The sequence below is a fragment of the Sphingomonas paeninsulae genome (assembly GCF_003660165.1).
In the GTDB taxonomy this organism is placed as follows: Bacteria; Pseudomonadota; Alphaproteobacteria; order Sphingomonadales; family Sphingomonadaceae; genus Sphingomonas_O; species Sphingomonas_O paeninsulae.
Genome location: NZ_CP032829.1, coordinates 773,020 through 798,623, shown reverse-complemented (window position 1 = coordinate 798,623; position 25,604 = coordinate 773,020). Strand labels below are relative to the sequence as shown.

The following is a 25,604-nucleotide window of genomic DNA, read 5'->3' as shown; positions in this document are numbered from 1 at the left end:
GCGCCGTGCCACCTGAGACGAGGTCAGCGATCGCTATCGAAACTCCTCCTGCCGTAAATTTTGCCGAAGCGCTGGAGCGCGCCCGATGCCATGCGCCATTTTTACGCGAAGCGATGGAGCGGCGGCCAGAGATCACGGCCCTGCTTCAGGCTGGAAATATGGAACGGGCCATTGCGTGCGCAGCGGAAGTCGACGGTCCGGTTGCGCGTCGTTTGCGTATCGAGCGGGATCGACTGGCCCTTGCGGTGGCAATCGGCGATCTGGCGGGAGCGTTGCCGCTGGAGCGGGTGGTGGGCGAGCTTTCCGGTTTTGCCGACCGCGCGCTTGAAATGGCGATTGGCGAGGCGGTGGAGCAACGGACTCCCGGCGTCGAGCCAGCGGGCTTTGCGGTGATTGCCCTCGGCAAACATGGCAGTCGCGAATTGAATTACAGCTCGGACATCGATCCGATCCTGATCTACGACCCCAACACGGTCCCGCTGAAGCCGAGGGAAGACCCGGCAGAGGGTGCGGTGCGAATTGCAAAGTCGGTGGTCAACTTGCTCAATACCCGTGACGGCGACGGATATGTCTTTCGGGTTGATCTGAGGTTGCGACCTTCGCCAGAGGCAACGCAAATCGCATTGCCGGTGGAAGCGGCGATTTCATATTATGAATCGAGTGCTTTGGGGTGGGAGAGAGCCGCATTTATCCGCGCGCGTGTGGCGGCGGGCGATGTGCGTATGGGACAGGATTTCCTCGACGCCATCAAGCCGTTCGTGTGGCGACGCTCGCTCGATTTCGGAGCGGTCGGCGAATTGCGGGCAATGTCGCAGCGCATTCGCGCGCATCATTCGGCGGGGCAGATTTTTGGGCCGGGTTTCGATTTGAAGCGAGGAAGGGGCGGGATTCGCGAGATCGAATTTTTCGTCCAGATACAGCAGCTCATTCACGGCGGTCGCGATCCCGCACTAAGGGTTCCCAATACATTGGGCGCGATCGTGGCGCTGGCTGACGCAGGCTGGATCGAACCGAAAGCGGCGGAAACCCTGACAACGGCATACCGTCTGTTCCGCACGATCGAACATCGTCTGCAGATGGTCGATGACCGCCAGACTCACACTTTGCCAATGGATCAAATTGCGTTGGATGGTGTCGCGCGACTGCACGGTCTGGATGACGGTGCAGCTTTGCTGGCGCTGCTCGCTCCCCATGTCGATGCGATCGGTACCTTGTATGATGCGCTCGACAGCGATGCGCCGCAGCGTGTTCCGGTGGCGGCAGAAACCGCGCTGGTGAAAGCGGGCTATGCCGATCCGGCGGCAATGGCGCGGCGGATCGGTGAATGGCGAAGTGGCAAAGTTCGCGCACTGCGGAGTCCGGCCGCTCTCGAAGCGCTGGAGGCTGCGCTGCCGGGACTGATCGTTGCGTTTGGCGCCGCGCCCGATCCTGACGCTGCGCTTGCTGCTTTCGATCGTCTGGTGTCGGGCCTGCCAAGTGCAATCAACCTTTTCCGCCTGCTGGAGGCGCAACCACGTCTGACAAGGCAACTTGTCGATATACTCAGCCATGCGCCGACACTGGCCGAAGCACTCGGCGGGCATCCGGCGCTGCTCGACAGGTTGATCGATGCCAGCGCGTTCGATCCGGTTGGCGATGTTTCGACTTTGGTTGCGGAAATGCGTGAGCGCAGCGGGGAGGTTGAACCTCAATTCGATCGCGTGCGCCATATCGTGGGCGACTACCGGTTTGCGCTCGGCACCCAGATCGTCGAGGGGCGTGCCGATCCCATCGACGTTGCGGCTGGTTATGCGCGCGTCGCAGAGGCTGCATTAGTGACCGTTGCAAACACCGTGACCGCCGATTTTTCCCGCAAACATGGCGAGATTCCAGGGTCGGAGATGGTCGTTCTGGCGCTTGGACGGTTTGGCGGCGGGTTGCTGACCCATGCATCCGACCTCGATCTGGTCTATCTGTTTGTTGGTGATTTCCATGCGGAATCGAATGGTGAGAAACCATTGGGCGCTTCGCATTATTATAATCGGCTGGCGCAGCGACTGACGGCGGGCCTGAGTGCGCCGACATCGGCAGGCGCGCTTTACGAGGTCGATACCCGCTTGCGTCCTTCGGGAAAGCAGGGGCCGCTTGTTGTTTCGTTCGAATCCTTTGCCCGATATCAGCGAGAGAATGCGTGGACATGGGAGCATATGGCGCTGACCCGCGCCCGCCCGGTGTTCGGGTCCGATGCTGCCCGCGCAGATTTGAACGCGATAATCGCAGGGGTTCTGGAACAGGAGCGCGATATTCCGGCACTGGCCACGGAAGTGGTAGAAATGCGGGGCGACATCGCGCTGAACAAGCCGCCATTGGGACCACTGGACGTAAAACTTTCCAAAGGGGGGTTGGTCGATCTGGAGTTCGCTGTGCATTTTCAACAGCTTGCCACGCGTGCCGGGTTCGCGCCCGATCTTGGCAGCGCGATTGCGATACTGGCCGGGAAAGGGCTGGTTGAGCCCGGCTTACTCGATGCCCATGATTTGCTGACGCGATTGCTTGTTACGTTGCGGTTGGTGTCGCCAAAGATGGCGGAACCTGCGCCCGCGACGCGTGAAATCGTTGCGCGCGCCTGTGGAGCGGATGATTGGCAGGATTTGCTTGCCCGGCTTCAGGTGGCGCAACACTGTGTTTCGCGACATTGGGACGCGGTGGTCGATAAGGTGATGAAAGCATGACATTGGAAATCGGTAATCAGGCACCGGACGGCAGTTTCGATGTGTCAGGCGGCGTGCGCAAGTCGATTGCAGACTATCGTGGCGCACCCCTGGTGCTCTATTTCTATCCGAAAGACGATACGACTGGTTGCACCAGAGAGGCGCAGGATTTTACGGCGCTGGCCGATGATTTCGCGGCGGCGGGCGTTGCAGTTGTCGGCATTTCAAAAGACAGCGTGGCGCGCCATGACAAGTTCGTCGGTAAATATGATCTGAAGATCGCGCTGGGATCTGACGGCGATGGAAGCCTGTGTGAGGCGTTCGGTGTATGGGTCGAAAAGACGCTTTATGGCCGGAAATATATGGGCATCGAGCGCGCGACTTTCCTTATCGCAAGCGACGGAAAACTGGTCGAAATCTGGCACAAGGTGAAGGTTACCGGGCACGCCGACGCAGTGCTGGAAGCTGCTCGAACGCGGATTTGATTCGACCTAACGTTACGCACAACCGCCAGTTTTGTTCCCTGATCGATCGTGATTTCATCGCTTCGCCGCACTTCGAGTGCGGCCCGCCCCGTCCCGGTCGCCTGTGGGTTGCCTATATTAACCTTGATGCAACATCACATCCCTGTCGATTGGAAACGGGCAATTTCCAGCGGCAAGCAAAAAAACTCCGAATCGGGTCGCCCGGGGATTTGAATGTTTCGTATGACTTTTTTTGAAGTGAACGGGCTTGTGTTAAAAGCTCGCAACGCTTTCCGGGCTCGTGACCTGTTTCTTCACGATGGTTCGACGCTTCGGCGGATCCACCTTTCGGCACGGGCTCAGGCTATCGGTGCGTCGGTGGTTTCTGCGACGATCGGCCTTTCGCTTTTCGCAACTGCCCAGATCGCTGGCGCGGCTCCCATGATTACCGCCGCATTTGCGCAGGACGCTCAGGTGTCGCAGATGCAGCACAAGGTCGCTGCGATGCAGACCGGTCTCGCCAAACTGAAGCAGGAAGCCGCCGCTCACGCTGCCCGCGTCGATCAAAAGCAAGCTTTCTTGACTGCGATCCTGACCGGCAAAGGCAGCCCTGTGATGCCAGCGTCGGCGACCACGGCGACTGCGATGGCTGGATCAGTCGTCGCGCCGCTTCAGGCTGTAGAGGGTCGCCAGACCGCGATGGCAACGCAAGCGATGGCCGTGGTCGATGCGCAATATGCCGCGACGACCGCTTCGCTTCGCAAGATGGGCATCGCGCCACGCCAGCTTAAGGGGCGCAACGTTTCCGCCATGGGTGGACCCTTCGAGCCGATCGACACGACGGCGACCAAGGGACAGGCCGATCCTCAGTTCCGCGCATTGTTCCAGTCGTGGAAACGGCTCGATCGATTGCAGCAGGGCACGGTTTCCATTCCATCGTTGAAGCCCGTTGAATCTATGACATTCAGCAGCGGTTTCGGCGTGCGCAGCGATCCTTTTCGTTCGTCGGCCGCAATGCACGCCGGCGTCGATATGCCCGGACGGATGGGGTCGAACGTCTATGCAACCGCCGACGGTATCGTGGCACGATCGGAATGGGCTGGCGGTTACGGCAATCTGGTCGAGATCGATCACGGTCGCGGCATTCAAACACGTTATGGTCATCTTTCGGCTTCGCTTGTCCATGCCGGACAGCGGGTGAAGCGTGGCGACCTGATCGCGCGCATGGGTTCGACCGGGCGTTCGACAGGTTCGCATCTTCATTATGAAGTGCGGCTTGATGGCCATGCGGTGAACCCGATGCCATTCTTGCAGTCAGCGACTTATCTGGCGGCGATCCCTGCACAGAGCGGCAGCAGGCAACTCGCGATGGGTGGTCCTGCTCAATAAGGTACGGAATATCGTGGGCTGCTTGCTGATGCGGGTGCTCGCGCCTATCTTGAGTTCATGAACGAAACAATCGACCTGACTCCATCCGCTGCGGCCCGCGTTGCGGCGATCGCGGCGAAACAGGCCAAGCCTGCTATCCTGCGTCTGTCGGTCGAGGGCGGAGGATGTTCGGGATTTCAATATAAATTCGGGCTGGCGGACAGCGTTGATGCCGATGACAGCGTCGCGACGCGCGATGGTGTACGCTTGATTGTCGATCCGGTAAGCCTCGACCTCGTGCAGGGTGCGGCGGTCGATTATGTCGAATCGCTGGGCGGATCGGCGTTTAAGGTGACCAATCCGAATGCCGCCAGCGGTTGTGGGTGCGGGTCCAGTTTTTCGGTATAGCTCTGGCGTTCGAGGGGCACCGGCATGAAAATCGCAACATACAACGTCAATGGTATCAAGGCGCGTCTGCCGCGTTTGCTTGAGTGGCTCGAAGAGACAAAGCCCGATGTGGCGTGCCTACAGGAACTGAAATCGAGCGACGAGACATTCCCAGAGGCTGACATTCGCGCCGCTGGCTATGGTGCCATCTGGCATGGGCAAAAAGGGTTTAACGGCGTTGCCATACTGGCGCGCGGCGACGACCCGATCGAGCGGCTTCGTGGCCTTCCCGATGATCCCGACGACACACACAGCCGCTATCTGGAAGCGGAGGTGGATGGCGTGGTGATCGCGTCGATTTACCTGCCCAACGGCAATCCCCAGCCGGGACCGAAGTTCGATTATAAACTGAAATGGTTTGACCGGCTGATGGATCGGGCGGCTTTGCTGCTCGAGGAGGAAAAGCCGACGGTGCTGGCCGGCGACTATAATGTGGTACCGACCGACGATGACATCTGGTCGCCGCGTGGATTGCAGGGCGATGCGCTCGTCCAGCCGGAAAGCCGTGCGGCATTTCGCAGGTTTTCGGCTCAAGGATGGACTGATGCGTTAAATGCGCGGCACCCGAATGAGAAATTATGGACGTTCTGGGATTATCAGATGAACGCCTGGCCCCGCGATGCGGGGTTTCGGATCGACCATCTGATGTTGAGCGCAGAGGCTGCTGACCGGTTAGGCGATGCCGGCGTCGATCGCGACTATCGGGGGCGGGAAAAGGCCAGCGATCATGCGCCGACGTGGATTACGCTAAGGCCCTAACCGAAGACCGGTCGCCCGGCATTTCTGAGCCAGCTTTCCTGACGGTCGATAGAAAGCGCATGACGTAGAATGGCGCTTGCCCGGAGGTGGCCCGCGCCGTGTGAGTCCGTCAGAGCGGCTTTTCGTAAATGGTATAAACCTTGTTGATGACGCCATCGATCGCTTCGCCGACTGAACGCATTGGCTTGTTGTCGTCGAGTACCCAGCCGAATTCGCCGCGCGTCGAGCCGTACTTCGTGATCGCATCGCGACGGATGAATTCGATCAACATGAAAGCCAACTGACTCGCGAGGCGGGTGGCCTGATATTCCTTCAGCACGCCCATCAACGGTACGCGCATTGTCCGAACCTTTGGCGCACGCAACCACCAGAGCAGTTTTGCCCAATTGAACGGGAGCAGCGAACCGCCATAGCCCATCAGTTTCTCGTTCAGATCCGGCAGCGTCATCATGAACGCGACCGGCTTGCCCTCGACCTCGGCAATGCGGATCAAGTCCTCGTAAACAATGTCTTTTAGCTTTTTACCGACATAGGCGATTTCGGAATCGGTCAGCGGGACGAAGCCCCAGTTGTCGCTCCACGCATCGTTCAGGATGTTCAGGATGAGCGCAGCTTCGGCCTTGAAATTGCTCTTGTCGACGCGGCGTATGACGATACGGGGATTGCGTTCGCCCGATTTGACGATCCGCTGGACCAGTGGTGGAAATTCCTTGGTGATGGGGATTTCGTAGGTAAGCAATGTTTTAACAGGCGCATAGCCGGCACCTTCGATCCATGGCTGATAATCGGGGCTGTTGTGTCCCATCATTACCGTCGGCGGGTGATCGAACCCCTTTGTCAGCAACCCCGGCTCATCCCAGATCGAAATCGACAGCGGAGCGAGGACGCGGGTCATCTTCTTGGCGCGCAACCAGTCTTCGGCGCGAGCGATCAAAGCGCTGGCGACTTCCTGAGTCTCGGCCTCAAGCAGACCCCAGTTGCCAGTCCCCGGACCCATGCCCTGTTCGACGGGTTGCGTCAGCGCAAGGAAGTCGATGTGGGCAGAGATGCGACCAACCTCGCGACCGGATGCTTCGGCCAGAAAAAGCTGCGCCTCGCCATGCTCGAACCACGGATTCTTGCCTGGCGTGATAAGCCCATGGACCTCGTATTTCAGAGGGGGAACCCAGTTCGGGTCGTTTTCATAGAGGCGGAAAGGCAGGTCGACGAATGCCGTGCGATCGGCCTTCGATTTGACTTCGCGGATCGTCACGGTGTTGATGTTGGCCAATTTACGGCGCCTTTCGACTTTGTGTCCAAGTCCCGCCTTCGGTCGGCGGTGTCAAGTCGCGAGCGAGGTTGCCGGTCTGGATTCGCCACGGTGCTGCCATTATCTTTCGATACGAACCGACGATCATGAAAAGCTCACTTCTTCTGGACGGCCTCGAAGCCGAAGCGCCGACAGTCCTGACGGCCCCTGCGGCGCGTGTTCGGATCGCGGACGATATGGCGATGCTGAGGGCTGCGGCCGAGCTGACCCGCGACATATCCGCCGCCCGTCCGGCCATATATTGGGGCGACATGCTGGGGTCGGCTGTGCTTGGCTATGGCGCGCTGTATGCGGCGATCGTGTTGGTGCCCGTCGGCTGGGCGATTCTTGCGGCTGTCGCGTCCGTGTTGGCGCTCTATCGTGCGGGCAGCTTTATTCACGAACTGACGCACATGAAGCATTCGTCGGTGCCGGGTTTCCGCATTGGCTGGAACCTGCTGATGGGTATTCCGATGCTGGTGCCGTCGTTCCTCTATGAGGGCGTTCATACGCTTCATCATGCGCGAACGCGTTACGGCACGACCGATGATCCCGAATATTTGCCGCTGGCGCTGATGAAGCCCTATTCGTTGCCGCTGTTCGTTGTCGTTTCATTGCTGGCGCCGATTGTCTTGCTGGTCCGGTTTGCGGTGCTGACGCCACTGGGCGTGGTGTTTCCGAAACTTCGTGAACGGATCGTCGCCCAATATTCGGGACTGGCGATCAACCCCGCATTCCGCCGCCGTGCGCCCGAGGGTGAGGCGCGGACGCTGTGGCACTGGTTCGAAGCTGGCGCGAGCATCTGGGCAATCACGCTGTTGACGCTGGTCGCGACCGGGGTTGTGCCGTTGCGCGGGTTCCTGATTTTTCTGGGCGTGGCTTCGGGTGTCGCGGTACTCAATCAGGTGCGGACGCTGGTCGCGCATCTTTGGGAAAACGACGGCGAGACGATGACGGTGACCGCGCAATATCTGGATACGGTGAATGTGCCACCGCCGACCTTGCTGCCCGCGCTGTGGGCGCCCGTGGGGCTGCGCTATCACGCGCTGCACCACCTGTTGCCCAGTTTGCCATATCATGCACTGGGAGAGGCCCACCGGCGGATTGCGGCGGCCGTGACCGAGGATTCGCCCTATCATAAGGCGAGCTATGCAGGACTGCCGGGTTTGGTCCGTAGTTTGATGGCAAATACGATGCGGGGGGTGGCTTAAACGCAGGTTGTTTGATGTTTCTTTTTAGTAGCATGCAAAAAAGCGGCCGCTGGTTATGAACCAGCGGCCGTTTGTATTTAGCGAGTGATTTTTTAAGCGAGCAGCGCGCGCTCCCCACGCTTCTGGCGTCGGGTCGCGCCGCCAACAATGCCGAAGCCGACAATCATCATGCCCCAGGTTGCTGGTTCCGGAGCCGCGGAAACCAGGGTTTCGAAGTTGTAGGTCGTTGAACCCTGCGTCGTTGTGTATGTCACATTATCGGCAAAGGCGTGGTAATCTGCGCCTGCTCCACTGCCTGCTCCGACACTGATCCCGGACACCGTTGCGCCCGCACCATAATAGCTGGAACTTGCCCAACCGGCGAGTGTCATCAAAACATAGCTCTGAGTCCCACCAACGTATGTTGGACCCGCCCCGCCACATTCTGGTAAAACAGATCGGTCGGGCTGGACGAATACCAGTTGCCACTTGGCAGTGACTGTTCACTTGTTCCCGGAGTCGGGCCAGGCTGATACGCTGATTCCCAGATCAACTCGCTCCGCGTGTCGCCGCTCTGCGTGAGCAGACGCAAGGCCGGGCTGTATTCCTGACGACCACTGTCGCCTGCAATTTGCCAGTCGAAGGTCAGGCTCTGTGCATCGCTGAGTGAGCCTACGACGGTCGTAAAGGGTGCGTATTGGACGCCAGTCTGAACGCGTGTTCTGTCACCTGTGATTTCGAGCGAACCATTGCCTGAGCGTGGAGCTGTGCCAGTTATGGTGACAGTGCCTGTGTTTTCGCCGGGAAGAGTGCCCCAACTTGTCCCGGCAGGTACTGGGCTGTTCAAGTCGGTTATCACGCTCTCGACTGCCGCTGCTGGCATGGCCAGGGCGCTGGCAACACTAAACATCGCAAATGCTGTAAACTTATTCATTACATTCTCTCCCATTATTAGATCGTTAAGATACGGTTAATATTCAGTTGTCACTGAAAAACCTGCATCGTTCTCAAAATGGGACAATGTCTGTAGAATCAGGGGTTTAGCACTGTAGGGCTGCTAGGGATTGAGCCAACTTCTACGCGCTCCGCGGATTGCATAATGCGTAATGCTGGCGTTTAGGCGCGAAAGGTGCGGGGTTACTCTTCGGTGCGGATCAACACCGCTTCGCCGATCAGCAGAAACAGGAAAAACGGACCCCATGCCGCCAGCAGGGGCGGATATGCGCCGAGATTTCCCATCGCCAGGCCGAAATTGTCCGCCACGAAATAAGCAAAGCCAAGGCCCATGCCGATGACGGCACGGACGAACAGCGCGCCCGACCGTGCGAGACCAAATGCGGCAACCGCGCCAAGCAGCGGCATGAGAACGGTGGATAGCGGACCTGAAATCTTGTGCCACAAGATAGACTGGAGGGATGCGACTGGTCGCCCGGCAGCCTCTAATTCGTCGATCGTGCTTTTAAGCTGGAGAAGCGACAGGCCTGCGCCATCGACGTTCGACAGGGTGAACTGGTCGGGCCGGATGTTCTTGCCGATGGTGATCGGGCCAAGCTCTCGGATGGTTCCGCTCGTTACGTCGAATATGTTTGCACTCGTCAACGCCCAGCCGCCGCCGCGGACCGCCGTGCCACGTGGCGCGCGAAGGATTTCAGCGAGCTCGCCATTCTTGCGACTGTAGATTTCTACGCCGGTGAGTACAGCATTTGTCCCGCGCCCAGTGACATCCTCGGCATGGATCAGATCGTTGCCGGCGCGTACCCAGACGTTGGCCTGAGCTTCGTCACCCGACGGTATCTTGCCGTAATTGGCGTTTTGCCAACGATCGAGCGTGGCCGATGAGCGTGTGACGATGCGTTCGTTGAAGAAGAATGACATCGTTGCGATCGCCAGACTTGCGACGATCAGCGGCGCAAGAACCTGATGCGCGGAAAGACCGGCCGCTTTCATCGAAACGACTTCACTGTTCTGGTTGAGGGTGACGAGCGTGATGAGTGTGCCGAGAAGGACGCAGAATGGCAGGAAACGCTGGGCCAATTGTGGCAGTCGCAGTCCGACATAGGTCATGATTTCGTGCTGGCCGTTGCCTTTGACGGCCAGAATCTTGTCCGATTCGCTCAGAAGATCGAGCATTTGCAGGATGAGCAGAAGCAAAGCCAGCACGGCAAAGCTACGGACGACGAACATCTTGCCCATATATAGCGCGATGGTGCGGGACGGGAAAAAGCTCGGCATCAGCGTGGCTTCCTGACAAATCGCGTGAACAGCTGTTTGATGCCCGCGAACGCCTTGCCGAATGCGCGGTCGAGGCCGCCGATCGGCTGACCGCCGGGGATATAGGCGAGCGTGTAGAACATCCAGCCAACTAGCGAAACGAAGACGACGAATAGAACCCAGATCGCAAAAAACGGGTTGAGCAAGCCGATCGACCCCATACCCTCGGCATATTCGTTGATCTTGTAATAGGCGACCAGCATCACGATCGACAGGAATACGCCGATCGCCGACGTCGATCGCTTGGGAGGCACCGCGAGCGCAACTGCCAGCAGCGGCAGGAACATCATCACGACGACCTGCACCAGTCGGAAATGGATTTGCGAGCGGATTTCGTTGCGGACCGTCTCAGTCGCTTTCGTGCTTTTCCCGACAGCAACCAGTTCGGGCAGCGTTAACTCGCGCTCACCCTGACCACGACCGCGGAAGGATTCGATTTTTGGCAGGTCGATGGGCAGATCGTGCGCCTTGAATGTCAGGATGCGGGGGGTTTTGAACTCGGGTGCGTTGTTGACCAGAGTGCCGTCCGCGAGCCGCAGGATGATGACGTCGGGATCATCGGTTGCCATGAACTGACCGCTTTTTGCAGTGACGGCGAGCGTCTTGCCATCATCCTGCTTGGCCATGACGAAGATGCCTGACAGTTGACGCCCCTGATCTGCGCTCTTTTCGATGCGCAGGGTCATGTTCTTGCCGAGTCGGGTGAATTCTCCGACCTTTATCGAGGCACCGAGAGCGCCCGAACGCAGCTCGAAGCGCAGTCCTTCATAGGCGTAGCGAGTGTAAGGCTGGACGAAGCCGAGGATCGCGAAATTGACGAGCGCGAAAAGCGCCGCAAACATGAAGGGTACGCGCAGCAGCCGCCAATAGCTTTGCCCGACGGCCAGCAGAACGTCGAGTTCGGACGACAGCGCAATTTTTCGAAACGCGAGCAAAATACCGAGCAGAACGCCGATCGGAATGCCGAGCGACAAATATTCGGGCAGCAGATTGGCAAGCATTTTCCACACGACGCTGACCGGACCGCCTTCGGATGCGACGAAATCGAATAGGCGCAACATGCGGTCGAGCACCAGCAGCATCGCCGCGACTACGAGCGATGAAAGCAGGGGAACGATGATCAGGCGCGCCAGATAGCGGTCCGTGGCTGTAAGAAAATTAGATATTTGCCATTCCTTGACCGCGATTGTGCATGTTGCGCCGAACCTTGACCATTATTTGGCCGCAAACCGCACCCAAATAACATTGCAGGGGAAAATGAACAGGGGCGCGGGCGTACAAGCGTGCTTCATCATTGCCTGCGTTGGAGGTGATTTTGTTGAAGATACGTTCGGTCCTCATTGCATTGGCTGTTTTGAACGCAGCGCCATCGCGCGCGGCTATTCTTGGAAGCGACGCGGCGGCTTGCGCAAACCCTACTGCGTCGGCGGTACTGGTGCGGGTCGAAGGATTCAAGGCGCGGACGGGTATGCTGCGTGTGCAGGTCTATGGCGGCAACCCGGCGGACTGGCTGGCGAAGGGCAAAAAATTGCGTCGGATCGAACTGCCAGTGACGGCGTCGGGTTATATGGACGTTTGTATAGCGGTTCCTGGCCCCGGAAAATACGCGATTGCTGTGCGCCACGACGTGGATGGCAGTGGCAAATCAGGTTGGGACGATGGGGCGGCGTTTTCGCGCAATCCTTCGCTCTCTTTGCTACATCTGAAGCCGGACTTTGAAAAAGTGGTCATCCCGGTCGGGCAAGTGCCGCGCGAAATCGGCGTCGTACTGAATTATCGCAGCGGCTTCTCGATTCGCCCCGTAGGCAAAAATTGATGGCGCGGGTTGCGCTTCTGTCCAACCCGAGCTCCACGGGCAATCTTGCTCTCCTGCCGCGCATTCGTGAGTTTTGCGCCGAACATGGTGAGCTGTTTCACTATGAGGTTGAGCATGTCGGCCAGATTGGTGAGGCGCTGCGCTCAATCGCCTGTGTTCGGCCGCGCGTTCTCGTCATCAATGGCGGCGACGGTACCGTTCAGGCGGCACTGACCGAATTGCATCAGGGCAATTATTTCGAAGGCAATCCACCGCCGGTTGCGGTGCTGCCCAACGGCAAGACCAATTTGATCGCGCTCGACCTCGGCTCGACTGGCGATCCGGTTGCCGGACTGGCGCGGATTCTGGAGCTGGCCGCATCGGACCTCGACGACCATGTCGTGCGACGTGAGTTGATCGCGCTCAGCGAAGGTGGGCGTCCGCCAGTGCTGGGCATGTTCCTCGGTGGGGCGGGGCTGGCCGATTCGATTTTGTATTGCCGCCATGTGATCTATCCACTGGGTATGTCGAATGGCCTCAGCCATTTTGTGACGGTTTTGGCAGTCTTGCTTTCATTGATTCCGGGTTTCAGCGCAAAGTTTCTGCCGCCACTACCTTCGCCGATGCGGATTTCGCTGATGCGTGATGGGCAGGTCACCGGGCGGTTTGCGCTAATGATCGTTACGACGCTCGAGAAGATGTTGCTGGGTAGCAAGACCGAGGGCGGCGTGCGGCCCGGCCTCAAATTCATGGCGGTCGATCAGTCGGCGATTGCGCTGGTTCGCGCTATTCATGCGGCACTGATGGGGCGCCTTGGTTCGCGCCCAATGACCGGAGTGCATGTCGAGCATGGCGACCATATCCGCATCGAGAGCGACCGTAGCAGCGTTATTTTGGACGGCGAGATCTTTCATACCGGACCCGGCGCGCCGATTACCCTGCGTCCGACCAAGCCCATGGCGTTTCTGCGCCTCGCTGCATGAGCGATCTCTCTCGGCTGGTTGCAGACGAGCTGGGGATGCCTGTCGCTCAGGAAGTTTCAGACATGGCAGCGGCAATCGCTGCCAAACACGGCGCGGCTTCCCGGGCGGTACTATTTTACGGGTCATGCCTGCGCGAAAAGCAGCTCGACGGGCTGATGCTCGATTTTTATCTGATCGTTTCGGATTACGCCGCTGCGTTCGACCGGTGCTGGCTCGCGACTGCTAATCGCCTCATCCCGCCGAACGTTTTCCCCTTCGCCAGTGATAAATTAGCCGCCAAATATGCAGTATTGAGCGAGGCTGACTTTGCGAGGCTGTGCGACCCTGACGCCGACACGGTTTCGGTGTGGGCGCGGTTTGCGCAACCTTCGCGACTGGTTTGGGTGGCCGATAGCGTGGCGCGCGGCGCAGCGGTCGGTGCTGTTGCCAAGGCTGCCCCGACGTTGCTTGCGCTGGCTCGTCCTATGACGAACGGCGACTTGCTGGATGTTTGGAGGCGAGGATTCGAGTTGACCTATGCGTCCGAATTGAGGGCGGAAAGCAGCGCGAGACCGGGAGCGGTGGTCGATGCAGACCCCGAACGATATGCGCAATTTGCCGATGCTATTTCGGTTGTGCCGATGAGTCGGGAAGAGGCGGAGCAACGCTGGACGACGCTGCGTCGACGGGGAAAAATCATGTCGGTGCTACGGTTGGCAAAGGCCACTGCGACCTTTGCCGGTGGGATCGATTATTTGGCGTGGAAGATTAATCGCCACGCCGGGACCGCTATAGCGATAAAGCCGTGGCAACGGCGGTTTCCGATATTGGGCGGTGTCAGCTTACTCCCGCGTTTGTTGCGGAGCGGAGCTGTTCGCTAAGCTGCCTTCGATTGCGCAGCGTTGGCACGGTCTAGTACCCGTTCAACGGCATCGCCTAGGCTAGCGATCGTGAATGGTTTTCTCAGAACTTCATGGCCGCCGAACGCCTGTGGGTCTTCGACATCACCGGCAAACCCCGTCACGAACAGAACCGGCAATTCAGGGTGCAGCGTGTGGATCGCCGCGACAAGTTCTGGACCGGTGACGCCGGGCATCAGCACATCGCTGACAATCAGGCCGATGTCGCGGTGTTCGCGCAAAAGGGCTGGTACATCGGCGGCGGAGGCGCAGGGCAGGGGAAGATGACCGAGTTCGCGCAACGCACCGACTGTCGCGTTCAGAACGCGCGGGTCGTCCTCGATCACCAAAGTTACGACGCCGGTATAATGCGATCGACCGTCCGATTGCTCGGCACTATCCGCCATCGCTGTGACGTTGCCGCAATGGCGGGGCAGATAAATTGAGACGGTGGTTCCGTGTCCGGGCGTCGATGTAGCGGCAATCCCACCACCCGACTGCCGCACGAATCCAAAGATTTGCGACAGGCCCAGACCAGTGCCTTTGCCAACAGTTTTGGTGGTGAAAAACGGATCGAAGATGCGTTCGAGCACTTTTGCGCTCATGCCCTCACCAGTGTCGCTGACTGCGATGCGAACATAATCACCGACAGGAGCTTCGGCGATTTCGCCTTCGACGAGGTTGACGTCGGCCGTCGAGATGGTGAGCTTACCACCATATTCCATCGCGTCCCGCGCATTGACGGCAAGGTTCAGCAATGCGTTTTCCATCTGGTGCGCGTCGATGAAAACTGACCAGCTCGCGCCCTCTAGAATGATGACTTCGATCGTGTCCCCCAACGTGCGGTCGAGCATTTCGCCCATGCCACGAATCAGCGTGTCGGGGTCCAGACCGACGGGGAGCAGCGGTTCTGCCCGAGCGAACGACAGAAGCCGTTTGGTGAGCGCGGCAGCACGATTGGCACCCTCCATCGCATTGGCGAGATGACGTTCGACTTCAGGGGCAGGTTCGGTAATCCGCCGCCGAGCAAGCTCTATCCCGCCGATTACGACACCGAGCATATTGTTGAAATCGTGTGCGATACCACCGGTGAGTTGGCCCACGGCCTCCATCTTTTGCGCCTGCCTTAATCGCTCCTCGGCAAATTCGCGCTCGACCATTTCGGCCATAAGCCGCGTGTTTGCATCACTCAGTTCCCCCGTTCTTTCGGCGACCGCATATTCCAGCTCACTGTTGCGCTGCTCTTCATCCTGACGGTCGCGCCATGCCGCCCAGGCGCTTCGCCCGAGCCATGCCGCGCACAACAGGATAATCAGGCCGACAAACGATAATATGGTGGCAATTCGATTGGAGAGTGCGACCGTATCGTCGGCAGTATTGGTGCGTGCGTCGAGAATTGCGCGTTCGTTGGCGATGATCCGCGTCAGGAGGCCATCCAGGCGTGACAGGCTGGGGGCTTTTCCAGCCTCGTAATAAGTGGAGAGTGCCTGATCGTTCTGGCCATAGTTGGTGCGGAGAGCGACGTCTGACAATTCGCTGCCGCGCACGGTGTAGGCATCTCGCAAAGCGGCAATCAGCGCGCGCTGCTCCGGTCGATCGCTCGTTTCGCTGGTGAGTTTGTCGAGCAATGTGCCCGCTCGGCGCCACGCGTCGAAATAGGTGCGGCCGACGTCCTTGTTGCCGCTGATGACGAAGCGTCCGAGCGTGGCTTCGGATTTCGCCATCGTGGCGTCCAGCTCGCGAGCGAGGATCATGACCTCGTAGCTGTGCTGTTGCCAGCCAAGAGCGGAATCCCGCTGACGAGTGGCTGTATTTAGCGAGACGATCAGCGCAGCGCTTATGGCGACGGCAAGCAGACCCGCCAGCATCAGGGCTGCGGTTCGCCAGCCGCGGCGCGGCGCACTATCCTCGCTGAGACGGTTCACCATTTCGGGCTAATCTACCCCAAGGGAATTGGGGTGGAAAGAGCGGCTACCGGGCTGGTCCGATGCAACCAACCGCCCGTCCCGAAGTAGCGAACAATCCGAGGATTGTTTCGACCTCCTCGGCCGAATGTTCGGCACATAGAGAACAGCGCAACAGGAACATGCCCGCAGGGGTTGCTGGCGGACGCGCGAGGTTCACATAAACGCCGCCTTCGAGCAGCGATTGCCACAGTGCGACTGCCTGAGCCTGATCCGTGAGAATGATCGCGATGATGGCCGACTGCGGGGTTTCGGTGCCGAGTTTATAGCCGAGTTCGCGCAAACCGCCGTGCAGCCGCTTCGAGTTTTCCCATAGATGCGCGCGTTTGTTGCCTGCGTGCATGAGTTTGCGGATCGAGGTCGCTGCGGTCGCCACAACGCTGGGCGGCAGCGACGCGGTGAAGACGTAGGGACGGGTGACGAGGCGGAGCACTTCGAACTTCGGGTGATTGGACACGACGAAGCCGCCGACTGTGCCGACCGATTTACTGAACGTGCCGACGATAAAGTCGATGTCGCCTTCGCAGCCCATTTCCTCAAAGACGCCACGACCATGTTTGCCGAAAAAGCCCATGCCATGCGCTTCGTCGCACATGATCATGCAGCCGTGTTTCTTTGCGACAGCGACCATTTCGGGCAGCGGTGCAACGTCGCCGAGCATCGAATAGACGCCCTCAAGGACTACCAGCTTACCTGCTTCGGGTGGCAAGCGACCGAGGCGCTTGTCGAGATCTTCGACCGAATTGTGGCGGAAGCGGACGACTTCGGCATTCCCCAAAGCACAGCCGTCGTAGATTGACGCATGGCTGTCGGCGTCGAGGATGATGTAGTCACCTTTGCCCGCGATGGTCGAAACCAGCCCGAGGTTCGCCTGATAACCGGTCGAAAACACCATCGCGTAATCGGTGCCGTAAAATTCTTTCAGCGCATCCTCGCACTCGCGATGGCCCTGATAAGTGCCATTGAGCAGTCGGCTGCCAGTCGTGCCCGCGCCGAACTGATCGAGCGCATCCTTGCCCGCCTGAATGACGTCGGGGTCGAAGGTCATGCCCATGTAATTATAGGTGCCGACAAGGATAGTTTCCTTGCCGTTGATCAGCGCGCGCGTCGGCGACAGCACTTTTTCCATGACGATTGAATAGGGGTCGCGCACACCGGTATCGAGCAGCGCCTGACGTTCCTCGATCAGGGCGTCGAATTTGGAAAACAGGTCGCTCATGCTTTCAACTTGCCTACTGCGTCGATCAATTGCCCGACGGTTTCGATTTCGGCCTGCATGTTCATCGTGATGATGATGTCGAATTCATCTTCGATCGCGGCAACGAAATCCATGACTGTCAGCGAATCCCATTCGAGATCGCCGGCAAAGGTTGTGGCCTCGCTCAGCGCAACGCCTTTTTTGTTGAAAGGCGCGATCTGCGCGGCGACGATGTCATAGATTTCTGTGCGTTCGGTCATGCCGCGTTCCTTAACGGGTGTGGGGCCGCCCTGCCAAGCGATTGCGGCGGGAGTCGGGCAGGGTTAAGGCGGATGCAAATTCGTAACGGTCGCGCACACTTTTTCTCTGGGAGACGACACCCATGCCCGAACCTGTAACTCCCGTCGATTTGCCCGTTCGACCCTTGGCCGCCGATGCCATCCACCTGATCCGCACGACCGAGCAGATCAATGTCAGCCTGTCGCAAATGGCGGACCAGAAGGCGAGTATACTGATGGGGGCAACGTTCGTGGTGTTTACGATTGCGGTCAATCAAGCGAGCCGCGAACATCTGTCGGTTGCGCTCATCATAGTGGCGACATTCGCGTTTCTGTCGGCGATGCTGGCGGTGTTCGCGATCATGCCGTCGATCAGGTCAAAACCATCGGCAAAGCCCAACCTGCTGTTTTTCGGCAGTTTCGCGAATATGAGCGAGGACGAGTATATCGATAAAATGCTGGTCCTGCTTAGTGAGCCTGCAACGGTTCACCGCGCTATGCTCCGCGACATTTACCAGAATGGGCAGGTGTTACAGCATAAGAAGTATAAATTCCTGGGCGCGGCGTACCGAGTCTTTCTCGTTGGCCTGGTGCTGACGATGGCCGCATTCGCGCTGCAATTTACAGGCGTGCTATAACCACCGATGTTCGCGGTACCAGTTGGCGGTGTTCGCAAGGCCAGCCTGGGTGGCGATTTGCGGCGTCCAGAGTGTGGCGGGGACGCGGTGACCGGGGGCGATCGTCCAGTCCGGATGAGTAAGATAACCGACGCGATCGGCCGTCAGTTTTGCGTTTTTCCCGCGGAACAGGACGTCCAGCCGCGATGCGATCGAAAGCACCGACTTTGACATCGGCAAAGCAATCCCCTTGCGGTCCATCGCCTTACCGAGTGCGGCAGCAAATTCGCGATGAGTCCAGCCGCCCGGAACGCCGTCGTCTGCTTCGTAGAGCACGCGACCATCGGGGCTTTCGGTTAGCGCAACGATCAGGCGGCAAAGATCATCGACGTGAATGACCGACATGCTGCCGGTTGGGGGAAGCACGACGAAACCGTGTTTTGCCATGCGAAATATGTCGAGCATCCCCGTGTCTTCGGGGCCATAGATCGCGGTTGGACGAACGATTCGCCAGTCGAGGCTGGAGGCAGTCACGACGTCCTCTGCGGCGTGTTTCGAAGCTCCGTACATCGAAAGCTGGGGTTCTCGCGCGGCGAGGGAGGAGATGTGAACGAAACGCGTTGCTCCGGCAGTTTCGGCGGCACGGACGATAGCCAGCGTGCCGAGTCGGTTCCCGGCATCGAACCCTGCAAAGTCCGCGCTCACGACGCCGGCGACGTGGATGACGGCGTCACAGCCTTCGCACAAGCGGGCGAGTGCGGTGTCGTCGTTTAGGGCACCATCGATCCAGGTTATTCCTGCACATCTTGCTTTAGGTTTGCGGGTCAGTGCCCTGACCTCGTGCCCCGCTTCGATTAGCCGGGGCAAAAGATGGCCGCCGACGAAGCCGGTTGCTCCTGTGACCGCGATACGCATCAAAGGTGGACCATATGATCGCGGTGGATCAGGGCCGACCGTGGCGCGTAGCCAAGGACGGCAGCGATCGCGTCGCTTTTCAGGCCCGTAATTCGCGCAGCATCGGCTGCGTCATATTCGCTGAGGCCCCTTGCGATCGGCGTGCCATCGGGACCGGCAATGTCCACAACATCACCACGCGAGAAACTTCCTTCGGTGCGTTTGGCTCCGGCTGCCAGCAACGATGCGCCTGACGCAAGCGCGCGCACGGCCCCGGCATCAACGTGAATGGTGCCACGGACGGTCAATCGCCCGGCCAGCCATGTCTTGCGCCCTTTTGTTCGCGCCGACGCCACGAATACCGTGCCGTTCTCACCTGAATCCATGCGCGTTAACGGATGGCTTTCGTGGCCGGAAATGATGATCAGGTCGGCTCCTGCGCTATTGGCGATGCGCGCCGCTTCGATCTTCGAAGCCATGCCGCCCGATCCCATGCCGGATGATGTGCCAGTGCCAGCCATCGCCAGCACTTTGGCATCGATGCGGGTAACGCGTTCGATGCGGGTGGCGGTGGTATCGCGCGTGGGATCGGCGGTGTAGAGACCATCGACATCGGATAGCAGAACGACGCCCTGGGCATTTGCGGCCGCACCGATTCGGGCAGCCAGCCGATCATTATCGCCGAACTTTATTTCGTGCGTGGCAACCGAGTCGTTCTCGTTGATAATCGGAACGACCTTGAGCGACAGCAGCCGTTCCAGAGTGGCGGACGCGTTGAGATAACGGCGACGATCTTCAAGGTCGTCAAGCGTCACGAGCATCTGCGCGGCAGTTAGGCCATGATCGCCGAGCAAGTCCGCCCACACGCCGGCAAGTGCAATCTGCCCGACCGCAGCGGCGGCTTGCGCATCTTCGAGGTTTGCGCGACCTCCCTTCGTCAATTTTAGCCGTCGCGCGCCCAAAGCAATCGCACCGGACGAAACAACCGCGACCTGTTGTCCGGCAGCGATGCGCCGGGCGATGTCCGCGACCAGTGTCGCCAGCCATTCGCGCCGCACCGCGCCGCTCGCATCGACGAGCAGCGAAGATCCGACCTTCACAATCAGGCGGCGACAAGCAGCAGGGGACAAGGCATGATTCACGCTGGCGGGCTTAAAGCGAGATTGCTTTCAGGGAAACCCGGTGCGCCAATCAGAGGGGCGACCATTCGGACGCGGGATCTCCCGCTTCCACCTTCGCAGGGCTGATCCCGACAGAAGGTATCGCGTCCGCCAGTCGGTCGAGCACGACGTCCAGCCCGGTTCCCGCCGCGCCCGACATTGGGAATACTTCGGCCTTGGATGCCCGTTTCAGTTTAGTGACGAGTTTCTTGACCTCGGCAGACTCCAGCGCGTCGATCTTGTTCAGGCCGATCACTTCGGTCTTGTCGATCAGGCCCGCGCCGTAGTTTTTGAGTTCCTTGCGAACGATGCGATAGGCACCGACGGGGTCGTCACCGGTGGCATCGACAAGGTGCAGCAGCACCCGACAGCGTTCGACGTGACCAAGGAAACGATCGCCGATACCCGCACCTTCGGCAGCACCTTCGATCAGGCCGGGAATATCGGCAACGACCCACTCACGATCGCGGTAAGTGACGACGCCGAGTTGTGGGCGGACGGTCGTGAATGGATAAGCGCCAACCTTTGCCCGTGCATTGGTAACCGCATTGATGAAGGTCGATTTCCCAGCATTGGGAAGGCCAAGCAGCCCGGCATCCGCCAGCAGTTTCAGGCGTAGCCACACCCACATTTCCTCACCCGGCCAGCCGACGCCGTGCTGTCGCGGCGCGCGGTTGGTCGATGTCTTGTAGGTGGCATTTCCACGTCCGCCGTCGCCGCCGCGCAGGAAAACGCGCCGTTCGCCGACTTTGGTGAAATCGGCGAGGACATGTTCGCGGTCGTCGCTGAGCAATTGCGTGCCGATCGGAACGCGGATGATAAGGTCGTCACCGCCGGCACCAGTGCGGTTGCTGCCCGACCCACCTTTTCCGCGAGGTGCACGAAAGTGTTGGGTATATCGAAAGTCGATGAGCGTGTTGAGGCCAGCGACGGCTTCGAAAATGATATCGCCGCCCTTGCCACCGTTGCCGCCGTCGGGGCCACCATATTCGACGAATTTTTCACGCCGAAACGCAACTGCGCCGGGCCCACCGGCACCGGAGGAAATATAGACTTTGGCTTGATCGAGAAAATGCATTTCGAGTTCCAGATTACCCCGTTCCCGTTTTACCGGGCAAGGGTCAGATTAAAGCTGCCATACGCGCTTGCACGCCGGGCGATGAAAGGAGTTGGCGATAGGCGATTTCTCGCGCCGCTTCACGGGGAAGGCCGAGCGCTTTCGCCATCGCCTTGCCAAGCAGTGCGTCGCCCAATGCCATAAATACGAGAGTCAGGGTATCCTCGCGAATTAAGCCATCCTCATTATCAACACTAAGTTCGTCGACCAGCCGATGAATCGATTCGAGTATAGGGTCGAGCGCGTCACGGTCGCCGGTCATCAGCATCCATGCCGCCAGCGCACCCGCACCCTGTCCATCGAACGCGTCGAATGTCATATCGACGATAGCCTGCGGACTGCACTCACCACGGCGCGCTTTGCAAACAGTGGCGGCAATGTTGTCACACACGGTTTCGGCAAGCATCGCCGCCAACGCCTTTTGCAGACCAAGCGCCGATCCAAAATGATGAAGCAGATTCGCGTGGGTTTTCCCGATTCGCGCAGATACTGCCTTAAGAGTGACGCTTTGTGGACCTTCGGCAATCAGGATATCGCGCGCTGCATCCAGCGCCACGCTGCGGCTTTCATCAGGCGACAGGCGTTTGCGTTCTATTGACATGAATGTTAGTAAGCTTTAGTTTGGTTGAATTAGGAGTGCTTAGCATGTCTCATGACAAAACGCCTACCGACCTGACGATTACCCCACGCGACCGACGTTTCGGGCGTGGTACCGCACAGAAGCGCTGGTGGCTGAACGACGACCCTATCGCGAGCACATTCCACGACGCACTGTCGATCACCTTTCCAAAGGGTGAGGCGTTTTTCGTCGAATCGGTGAAGGCGTTTCGTGATGGCGCATCGCCGAAATTGAGCGCGGAAATCAAGTCGTTCGTAATGCAGGAGGTCATGCACAGCCGCGAACACGTTGCTTTCAACAATCGCGTTGTCGATGCCGGATACCAGATCGCAGATCTTGAAAAAGTTGTTGTCGATAGTCTGGAATTGACAAAGGATCGGCCGCAAATCCTGAATCTTGCCGTGACGATGGCGCTTGAGCATTATACCGCGATGATGGCGCATCAAATGCTTGCTAACCCGAAATACTTTTCGAATCTGGCACCCGATTTAAAGGCGATGTGGGATTGGCACGCGATCGAGGAAATCGAGCATAAGGGTGTTGCTTACGATACCTGGATGCACGCGACACGCGACTGGTCGGCGTGGAAGCGCTGGAAAGTGAAGGCGATCATGATGCTGGTCGTTACGAAAACATTCTGGCCTGCGCGTTGGCGCGCGACGCTGGAATTACTGCGTCAGGACGGATTGACGGGATGGCGTATCAAGGCGCGGCTGGCCTGGTATCTGTTGGGAACGCCGGGCGTGGTCCGTCGGATGATTCCCGCGTGGCTCGCTTTTTTTATGCCGGGCTTTCATCCCTGGAATCATGATGACCGCGCACTGATTGCAAAGGTCGACAGCGATTACGCGGCAGCAGTTTTGCCGCAATCGGCGATGGCCGCCTGACCGCAATCGCGCCTTCGATCGTCACGCAGCGACTGGTTCTCCGTGCCCACCGGGTGGAGGACCATCCCGCTTGCGCGGCGCTGTGGGGAAACAACGAGGTAACGCGGTTTATCGGCGGCGTACCGAAATCGTCACAGGAGGCTTGGTTTCGGATTTTGCAATATACCGGAAGCTGGCAGCTGATCGGCTATGGCCTCTGGGCGATATGCGATCGTGAGAGCGGCATATTGATAGGTGAGGGCGGCTTCAGCGACTTCCGGCGCGGCATTGTGGCATTGGAAGGCGCTCCCGAAATAGGTTGGGCCTTTGCTCAGCAAGCATGGGGCAGTGGGATCGCCAGCGAAGCGGTCAGCGCGATGGTCGCCTGGGTGGACGTAAATCTGATCGCGTCCGAAACACGATGCCTGATTTCTGACGGCAATGCCGCATCGGTGAAGGTTGCGACACGCAATGGTTACGTCGCGTGTGCGGACCTCCCCGATGAGGCACGCGTTTTCAGGCGGCTAAGACAAGCGCATTGAGGTCGAGCGTATAGGACAGGCCCGGTGACGATGTGCCGCGGCCTTTGCTGAACAACGGCTCGCGTTCTCCCGTCGCGCAAAAGCCGAGCTTGCGCAAAACCTGCCCTGATGCCGGATTGTCGACAAAATGCCGGGCTGTGAGCTGACCGATACGCAGTGTCTCGCGCGCTATGTCGATCACTGCGCGTCCGGCCTCTGTGGCAAAACCTTTTCCCCAACTGGACGGCGTGATCCAGTAACCGAGGATGGTCTGTCCCGCATTGCGGGCAAGGCCGATCCCGCCGATCAACCGTGGTTCGGCCGATGTACGTTCAAAGATCAAGAGGTTGGTTTCGCCCGTTGCTCGGTCGTTAGTTAAAAAACTTTCCGCATCGGCGACTGAATAGGGCCACGGGACGTGCGCCAGATTAAGGACGATATCTTCACGGTTGATCGCCTGCGCCAGTGCGGGGGCGTCTTCGACCCAGCCGGGCCGCAGCAATAGTCTTTCGGTCCTTGCGAACACTGTCGCTCTCCTCTTGCCATCGCCTATGCACGCGTTTGATTACGGCACGGCGACACGATGTGAGGGAGATACAAAAAAGGGAGCTCGGGGGTGACCCGTCTCCCTCACGACCTGCCTTGGCAGGTCTTCGGGTCACCCTGAGGATGACCCGTAAATAGGATCATCAGTTATTCAGCTGCCTGTGCAATCATATCAACCGACACATATTTGCGGCCTTGCTTTCCATCATGAAACTGTACGCGGCCCTCAACGAGCGCGAACAAAGTATGATCCGTGCCAAGACCAACATTTCTGCCTGGCCATACGCGAGTGCCGCGCTGACGCACGAGAATGTTGCCCGCGAGGACAGCTTCGCCGCCGTATTTCTTCACGCCAAGACGACGTCCGGCCGAATCGCGACCGTTGCGGGATGAACCACCTGCCTTTTTATGTGCCACGGTTTGTTACTCCTTATTCGGTCGCTGCTGCGACCGGTGCGACCGGTGCTGCAGTTTCGGTTTTGGCGGCCTTGGCCGAAGCCTTGGTGCCTTCTGCGCCCACACTCAGGATCCTGAGGATCGTGTGCTGTTGGCGATGACCGTTTTTGCGACGGTAATTATGGCGACGCTTTTTCTTGAAGACGATAATCTTCTCGGCTTTCGCCTGCGCGATAATTTCGGCAGCGACTGTCAGCCCAGCAATCCCTTGCGCGACGCCATCGGCACCCGCGAAAAGAATGTCGGTCAGCGCAATCTGCGCACCAGCTACACCGTCGATTTTCTCGACGACGATTTTGTCTCCTGCGGCAACGCGATACTGCTTGCCGCCCGTGCGCACGACTGCGAACATGGCTCTCACTCAAGTCAAAAAGATGGCTCCAACAAGGCAGAAAGCCCGTCGGAAGAAGGGCGGCCCTATGCAAAGGTCCGCGAACTGTCAAGCCGGTGGTTGGCCCAGCGGGCCTTAATCGAGGTGCAAAAAGGGCGGATCGGGGATCACGGCGCGAGATTCATTCAGCAAGCGACCCCATTCCGACGAAAGCAGCGCAAAATAGCTGTCGTCCGCTTCGATTCGCAGCCTCACGATCTTTTGATCCTTATCGCTGGATATCGCGACCAGATCGAAAGGCAGGCCGACCGACAGGTTCGATCGCATCGTCGAATCGAAAGACATCAGCGCAACCTTCACCGCTTCATCCAACGGCGACTCCCATTGCAACGCGCGGTCGAGAATCGGTTTTCCATATTTGAGTTCGCCGATCTGCATGAACGGAGCATCGGGCATACATTCGATGAAATTACCCTCTGCATAGACGAGGTAGAGCGCCAGCGGGCCGTCGCCGAGTCGTCCGCCAAGAAGGATCGACGCGCTCGAATTGATTTTCGTACCCTCTAGCGTGTGTCCGATAGCGCGCCGCGCCGTCGATAGCGCTTCTCCGACAAGTTGAGCGACGCGGAACATCGTGTGCTGCGTCTCGACACGGCGGGGTACGCCGGTATCGTCGAGGCAAGGTAGCCCCTCCTTCAACATGGACAGCATCGACTGGGTTACCGACAGACTCCCCGCGCTGGCGACAAAGACCGTCCGTTCCTCGTCGTCGATCAGTGTATGTAGTTTTTTATATGTCGAGATGTTGTCGATACCGGCGTTGGTGCGGGTGTCGGAAATGATCACAAGGCCGGCATCGACCAGCAATCCCACGCAATACGTCATATAACACGCCCTTTCGGCA

At 58.9% G+C, this 25,604-nt stretch carries 28 protein-coding genes; 12 read left to right on the top strand and 16 right to left on the bottom strand.

Annotated features, from left to right (window positions below):
* Positions 1-113: 113 nt before the first annotated feature.
* The 5 genes from D3Y57_RS09340 to D3Y57_RS09320 all read left to right on the top strand — a co-directional run bounded on the left by D3Y57_RS09340 (position 114) and on the right by D3Y57_RS09320 (position 5,728).
* A complete protein-coding gene (locus D3Y57_RS09340) occupies positions 114-2,711 on the top strand; it encodes a bifunctional [glutamine synthetase] adenylyltransferase/[glutamine synthetase]-adenylyl-L-tyrosine phosphorylase (RefSeq protein ID WP_121155688.1) in 2,598 nt (865 codons plus the stop codon).
* Positions 2,708-3,175 carry a peroxiredoxin gene (locus D3Y57_RS09335; protein ID WP_121152759.1) on the top strand — a complete coding sequence of 156 codons (468 nt, stop codon included), beginning with the start codon at positions 2,708-2,710 and terminating at the stop codon, positions 3,173-3,175. The genes D3Y57_RS09340 and D3Y57_RS09335 overlap by 4 nt, the downstream gene beginning before the upstream one ends.
* Positions 3,176-3,388: 213 nt before the next feature.
* Positions 3,389-4,543 carry a M23 family metallopeptidase gene (locus D3Y57_RS09330; protein ID WP_239026010.1) on the top strand — a complete coding sequence of 385 codons (1,155 nt, stop codon included), beginning with the start codon at positions 3,389-3,391 and terminating at the stop codon, positions 4,541-4,543.
* A 57-nt stretch (positions 4,544-4,600) separates the two neighbouring features.
* Positions 4,601-4,930, top strand: a complete 330-nt coding sequence (gene erpA / locus D3Y57_RS09325; protein ID WP_121152758.1) for an iron-sulfur cluster insertion protein ErpA — start codon at positions 4,601-4,603, stop codon at positions 4,928-4,930.
* 24 nt (positions 4,931-4,954) lie between these two features.
* Positions 4,955-5,728 carry an exodeoxyribonuclease III gene (locus D3Y57_RS09320; RefSeq protein WP_121152757.1) on the top strand — a complete coding sequence of 258 codons (774 nt, stop codon included), beginning with the start codon at positions 4,955-4,957 and terminating at the stop codon, positions 5,726-5,728.
* 109 nt (positions 5,729-5,837) lie between these two features.
* Here the strand turns inward: D3Y57_RS09320 and D3Y57_RS09315 are convergent, their stop codons facing one another.
* Positions 5,838-6,998 carry an N-acetyltransferase gene (locus D3Y57_RS09315; RefSeq protein WP_121152756.1) on the bottom strand — a complete coding sequence of 387 codons (1,161 nt, stop codon included), beginning with the start codon at positions 6,996-6,998 and terminating at the stop codon, positions 5,838-5,840.
* A gap of 125 nt (positions 6,999-7,123) precedes the next feature.
* Between D3Y57_RS09315 and D3Y57_RS09310 the strand changes: the two genes are divergently transcribed.
* Complete coding sequence (locus D3Y57_RS09310; RefSeq protein ID WP_121152755.1) at positions 7,124-8,227, top strand: fatty acid desaturase family protein; 1,104 nt, start codon at positions 7,124-7,126, stop codon at positions 8,225-8,227.
* A gap of 92 nt (positions 8,228-8,319) precedes the next feature.
* On the opposite strand, the gene D3Y57_RS09305 is transcribed toward D3Y57_RS09310, so the two are convergent.
* From D3Y57_RS09305 to D3Y57_RS09290, 4 genes are all read right to left on the bottom strand, one after another.
* Positions 8,320-8,598 (bottom strand): PEPxxWA-CTERM sorting domain-containing protein, encoded by a 279-nt coding sequence (locus tag D3Y57_RS09305; protein ID WP_121152754.1) that lies wholly within the window; start codon positions 8,596-8,598, stop codon positions 8,320-8,322.
* Positions 8,598-9,140, bottom strand: coding sequence for a hypothetical protein (locus D3Y57_RS09300; RefSeq protein ID WP_121152753.1), 543 nt, complete (start codon positions 9,138-9,140; stop codon positions 8,598-8,600). Before D3Y57_RS09300 ends, D3Y57_RS09305 begins: the two co-directional genes overlap by 1 nt.
* Positions 9,141-9,343: 203 nt before the next feature.
* Positions 9,344-10,438, bottom strand: coding sequence for an LPS export ABC transporter permease LptG (lptG, locus tag D3Y57_RS09295; RefSeq protein WP_121152752.1), 1,095 nt, complete (start codon positions 10,436-10,438; stop codon positions 9,344-9,346).
* Positions 10,438-11,643 carry an LptF/LptG family permease gene (locus D3Y57_RS09290; RefSeq protein WP_121152751.1) on the bottom strand — a complete coding sequence of 402 codons (1,206 nt, stop codon included), beginning with the start codon at positions 11,641-11,643 and terminating at the stop codon, positions 10,438-10,440. The genes lptG and D3Y57_RS09290 overlap by 1 nt, the downstream gene beginning before the upstream one ends.
* 143 nt (positions 11,644-11,786) lie before the next feature.
* Here D3Y57_RS09290 and D3Y57_RS09285 point away from each other — a divergent pair, with 143 nt between their 5' ends.
* From D3Y57_RS09285 to D3Y57_RS09275, 3 genes are read left to right on the top strand one after another with little or no spacing between them, the layout of a single operon-like run.
* Positions 11,787-12,293: a DUF2141 domain-containing protein gene (locus D3Y57_RS09285; RefSeq protein WP_239026059.1), complete on the top strand. Its 507-nt coding sequence runs from the start codon at positions 11,787-11,789 to the stop codon at positions 12,291-12,293.
* Positions 12,293-13,255, top strand: coding sequence for a diacylglycerol/lipid kinase family protein (locus tag D3Y57_RS09280; RefSeq protein ID WP_121152750.1), 963 nt, complete (start codon positions 12,293-12,295; stop codon positions 13,253-13,255). The genes D3Y57_RS09285 and D3Y57_RS09280 overlap by 1 nt, the downstream gene beginning before the upstream one ends.
* Positions 13,252-14,115 carry a hypothetical protein gene (locus D3Y57_RS09275; RefSeq protein WP_121152749.1) on the top strand — a complete coding sequence of 288 codons (864 nt, stop codon included), beginning with the start codon at positions 13,252-13,254 and terminating at the stop codon, positions 14,113-14,115. Before D3Y57_RS09280 ends, D3Y57_RS09275 begins: the two co-directional genes overlap by 4 nt.
* Here D3Y57_RS09275 and D3Y57_RS09270 read toward each other — a convergent pair.
* Genes D3Y57_RS09270 through D3Y57_RS09260 form a run of 3 tightly spaced genes read right to left on the bottom strand, consistent with a single transcriptional unit; the run spans position 14,112 to position 17,555 of the window.
* Positions 14,112-16,061: an ATP-binding protein gene (locus D3Y57_RS09270; protein WP_121152748.1), complete on the bottom strand. Its 1,950-nt coding sequence runs from the start codon at positions 16,059-16,061 to the stop codon at positions 14,112-14,114. The genes D3Y57_RS09275 and D3Y57_RS09270 overlap by 4 nt on opposite strands.
* 43 nt (positions 16,062-16,104) lie before the next feature.
* Positions 16,105-17,316: a serine palmitoyltransferase gene (gene spt / locus D3Y57_RS09265; RefSeq protein ID WP_121152747.1), complete on the bottom strand. Its 1,212-nt coding sequence runs from the start codon at positions 17,314-17,316 to the stop codon at positions 16,105-16,107.
* Positions 17,313-17,555, bottom strand: coding sequence for an acyl carrier protein (locus D3Y57_RS09260; RefSeq protein WP_121152746.1), 243 nt, complete (start codon positions 17,553-17,555; stop codon positions 17,313-17,315). The genes spt and D3Y57_RS09260 overlap by 4 nt, the downstream gene beginning before the upstream one ends.
* 122 nt (positions 17,556-17,677) lie before the next feature.
* Here D3Y57_RS09260 and D3Y57_RS09255 point away from each other — a divergent pair, with 122 nt between their 5' ends.
* Positions 17,678-18,211: a Pycsar system effector family protein gene (locus D3Y57_RS09255; RefSeq protein WP_121152745.1), complete on the top strand. Its 534-nt coding sequence runs from the start codon at positions 17,678-17,680 to the stop codon at positions 18,209-18,211.
* Here D3Y57_RS09255 and D3Y57_RS09250 read toward each other — a convergent pair.
* Genes D3Y57_RS09250 through D3Y57_RS09235 form a run of 4 tightly spaced genes read right to left on the bottom strand, consistent with a single transcriptional unit; the run spans position 18,206 to position 21,962 of the window.
* On the bottom strand, positions 18,206-19,105 hold the full coding sequence (locus D3Y57_RS09250) for an NAD-dependent epimerase/dehydratase family protein (RefSeq protein WP_205590110.1): 900 nt from the start codon (positions 19,103-19,105) through the stop codon (positions 18,206-18,208). The genes D3Y57_RS09255 and D3Y57_RS09250 overlap by 6 nt on opposite strands.
* Positions 19,105-20,226, bottom strand: a complete 1,122-nt coding sequence (proB, locus tag D3Y57_RS09245; protein WP_121152743.1) for a glutamate 5-kinase — start codon at positions 20,224-20,226, stop codon at positions 19,105-19,107. Before proB ends, D3Y57_RS09250 begins: the two co-directional genes overlap by 1 nt.
* Before the next feature lie 49 nt (positions 20,227-20,275).
* Positions 20,276-21,322, bottom strand: coding sequence for a GTPase ObgE (obgE, locus tag D3Y57_RS09240; RefSeq protein ID WP_121152742.1), 1,047 nt, complete (start codon positions 21,320-21,322; stop codon positions 20,276-20,278).
* A 43-nt stretch (positions 21,323-21,365) separates the two neighbouring features.
* Positions 21,366-21,962 (bottom strand): TetR family transcriptional regulator, encoded by a 597-nt coding sequence (locus D3Y57_RS09235; RefSeq protein WP_121152741.1) that lies wholly within the window; start codon positions 21,960-21,962, stop codon positions 21,366-21,368.
* Between the two features lie 44 nt (positions 21,963-22,006).
* Here D3Y57_RS09235 and D3Y57_RS09230 point away from each other — a divergent pair, with 44 nt between their 5' ends.
* Together D3Y57_RS09230 and D3Y57_RS09225 are read left to right on the top strand one after the other, a co-directional pair.
* Positions 22,007-22,867 (top strand): metal-dependent hydrolase, encoded by an 861-nt coding sequence (locus D3Y57_RS09230; RefSeq protein WP_121152740.1) that lies wholly within the window; start codon positions 22,007-22,009, stop codon positions 22,865-22,867.
* Complete coding sequence (locus D3Y57_RS09225) at positions 22,849-23,388, top strand: GNAT family N-acetyltransferase (protein WP_347400431.1); 540 nt, start codon at positions 22,849-22,851, stop codon at positions 23,386-23,388. The genes D3Y57_RS09230 and D3Y57_RS09225 overlap by 19 nt, the downstream gene beginning before the upstream one ends.
* Here the strand turns inward: D3Y57_RS09225 and D3Y57_RS09220 are convergent.
* From D3Y57_RS09220 to D3Y57_RS09205, 4 genes are all read right to left on the bottom strand, one after another.
* A complete protein-coding gene (locus D3Y57_RS09220; protein ID WP_121152738.1) occupies positions 23,363-23,893 on the bottom strand; it encodes a GNAT family N-acetyltransferase in 531 nt (176 codons plus the stop codon). The genes D3Y57_RS09225 and D3Y57_RS09220 overlap by 26 nt on opposite strands.
* Before the next feature lie 167 nt (positions 23,894-24,060).
* On the bottom strand, positions 24,061-24,330 hold the full coding sequence (gene rpmA / locus D3Y57_RS09215; protein WP_121152737.1) for a 50S ribosomal protein L27: 270 nt from the start codon (positions 24,328-24,330) through the stop codon (positions 24,061-24,063).
* A 13-nt stretch (positions 24,331-24,343) separates the two neighbouring features.
* Positions 24,344-24,721, bottom strand: a complete 378-nt coding sequence (rplU, locus tag D3Y57_RS09210) for a 50S ribosomal protein L21 (RefSeq protein WP_121152736.1) — start codon at positions 24,719-24,721, stop codon at positions 24,344-24,346.
* A 114-nt stretch (positions 24,722-24,835) separates the two neighbouring features.
* On the bottom strand, positions 24,836-25,585 hold the full coding sequence (locus D3Y57_RS09205; protein WP_121152735.1) for a proteasome-type protease: 750 nt from the start codon (positions 25,583-25,585) through the stop codon (positions 24,836-24,838).
* Between the last annotated feature and the right edge of the window lie 19 nt (positions 25,586-25,604).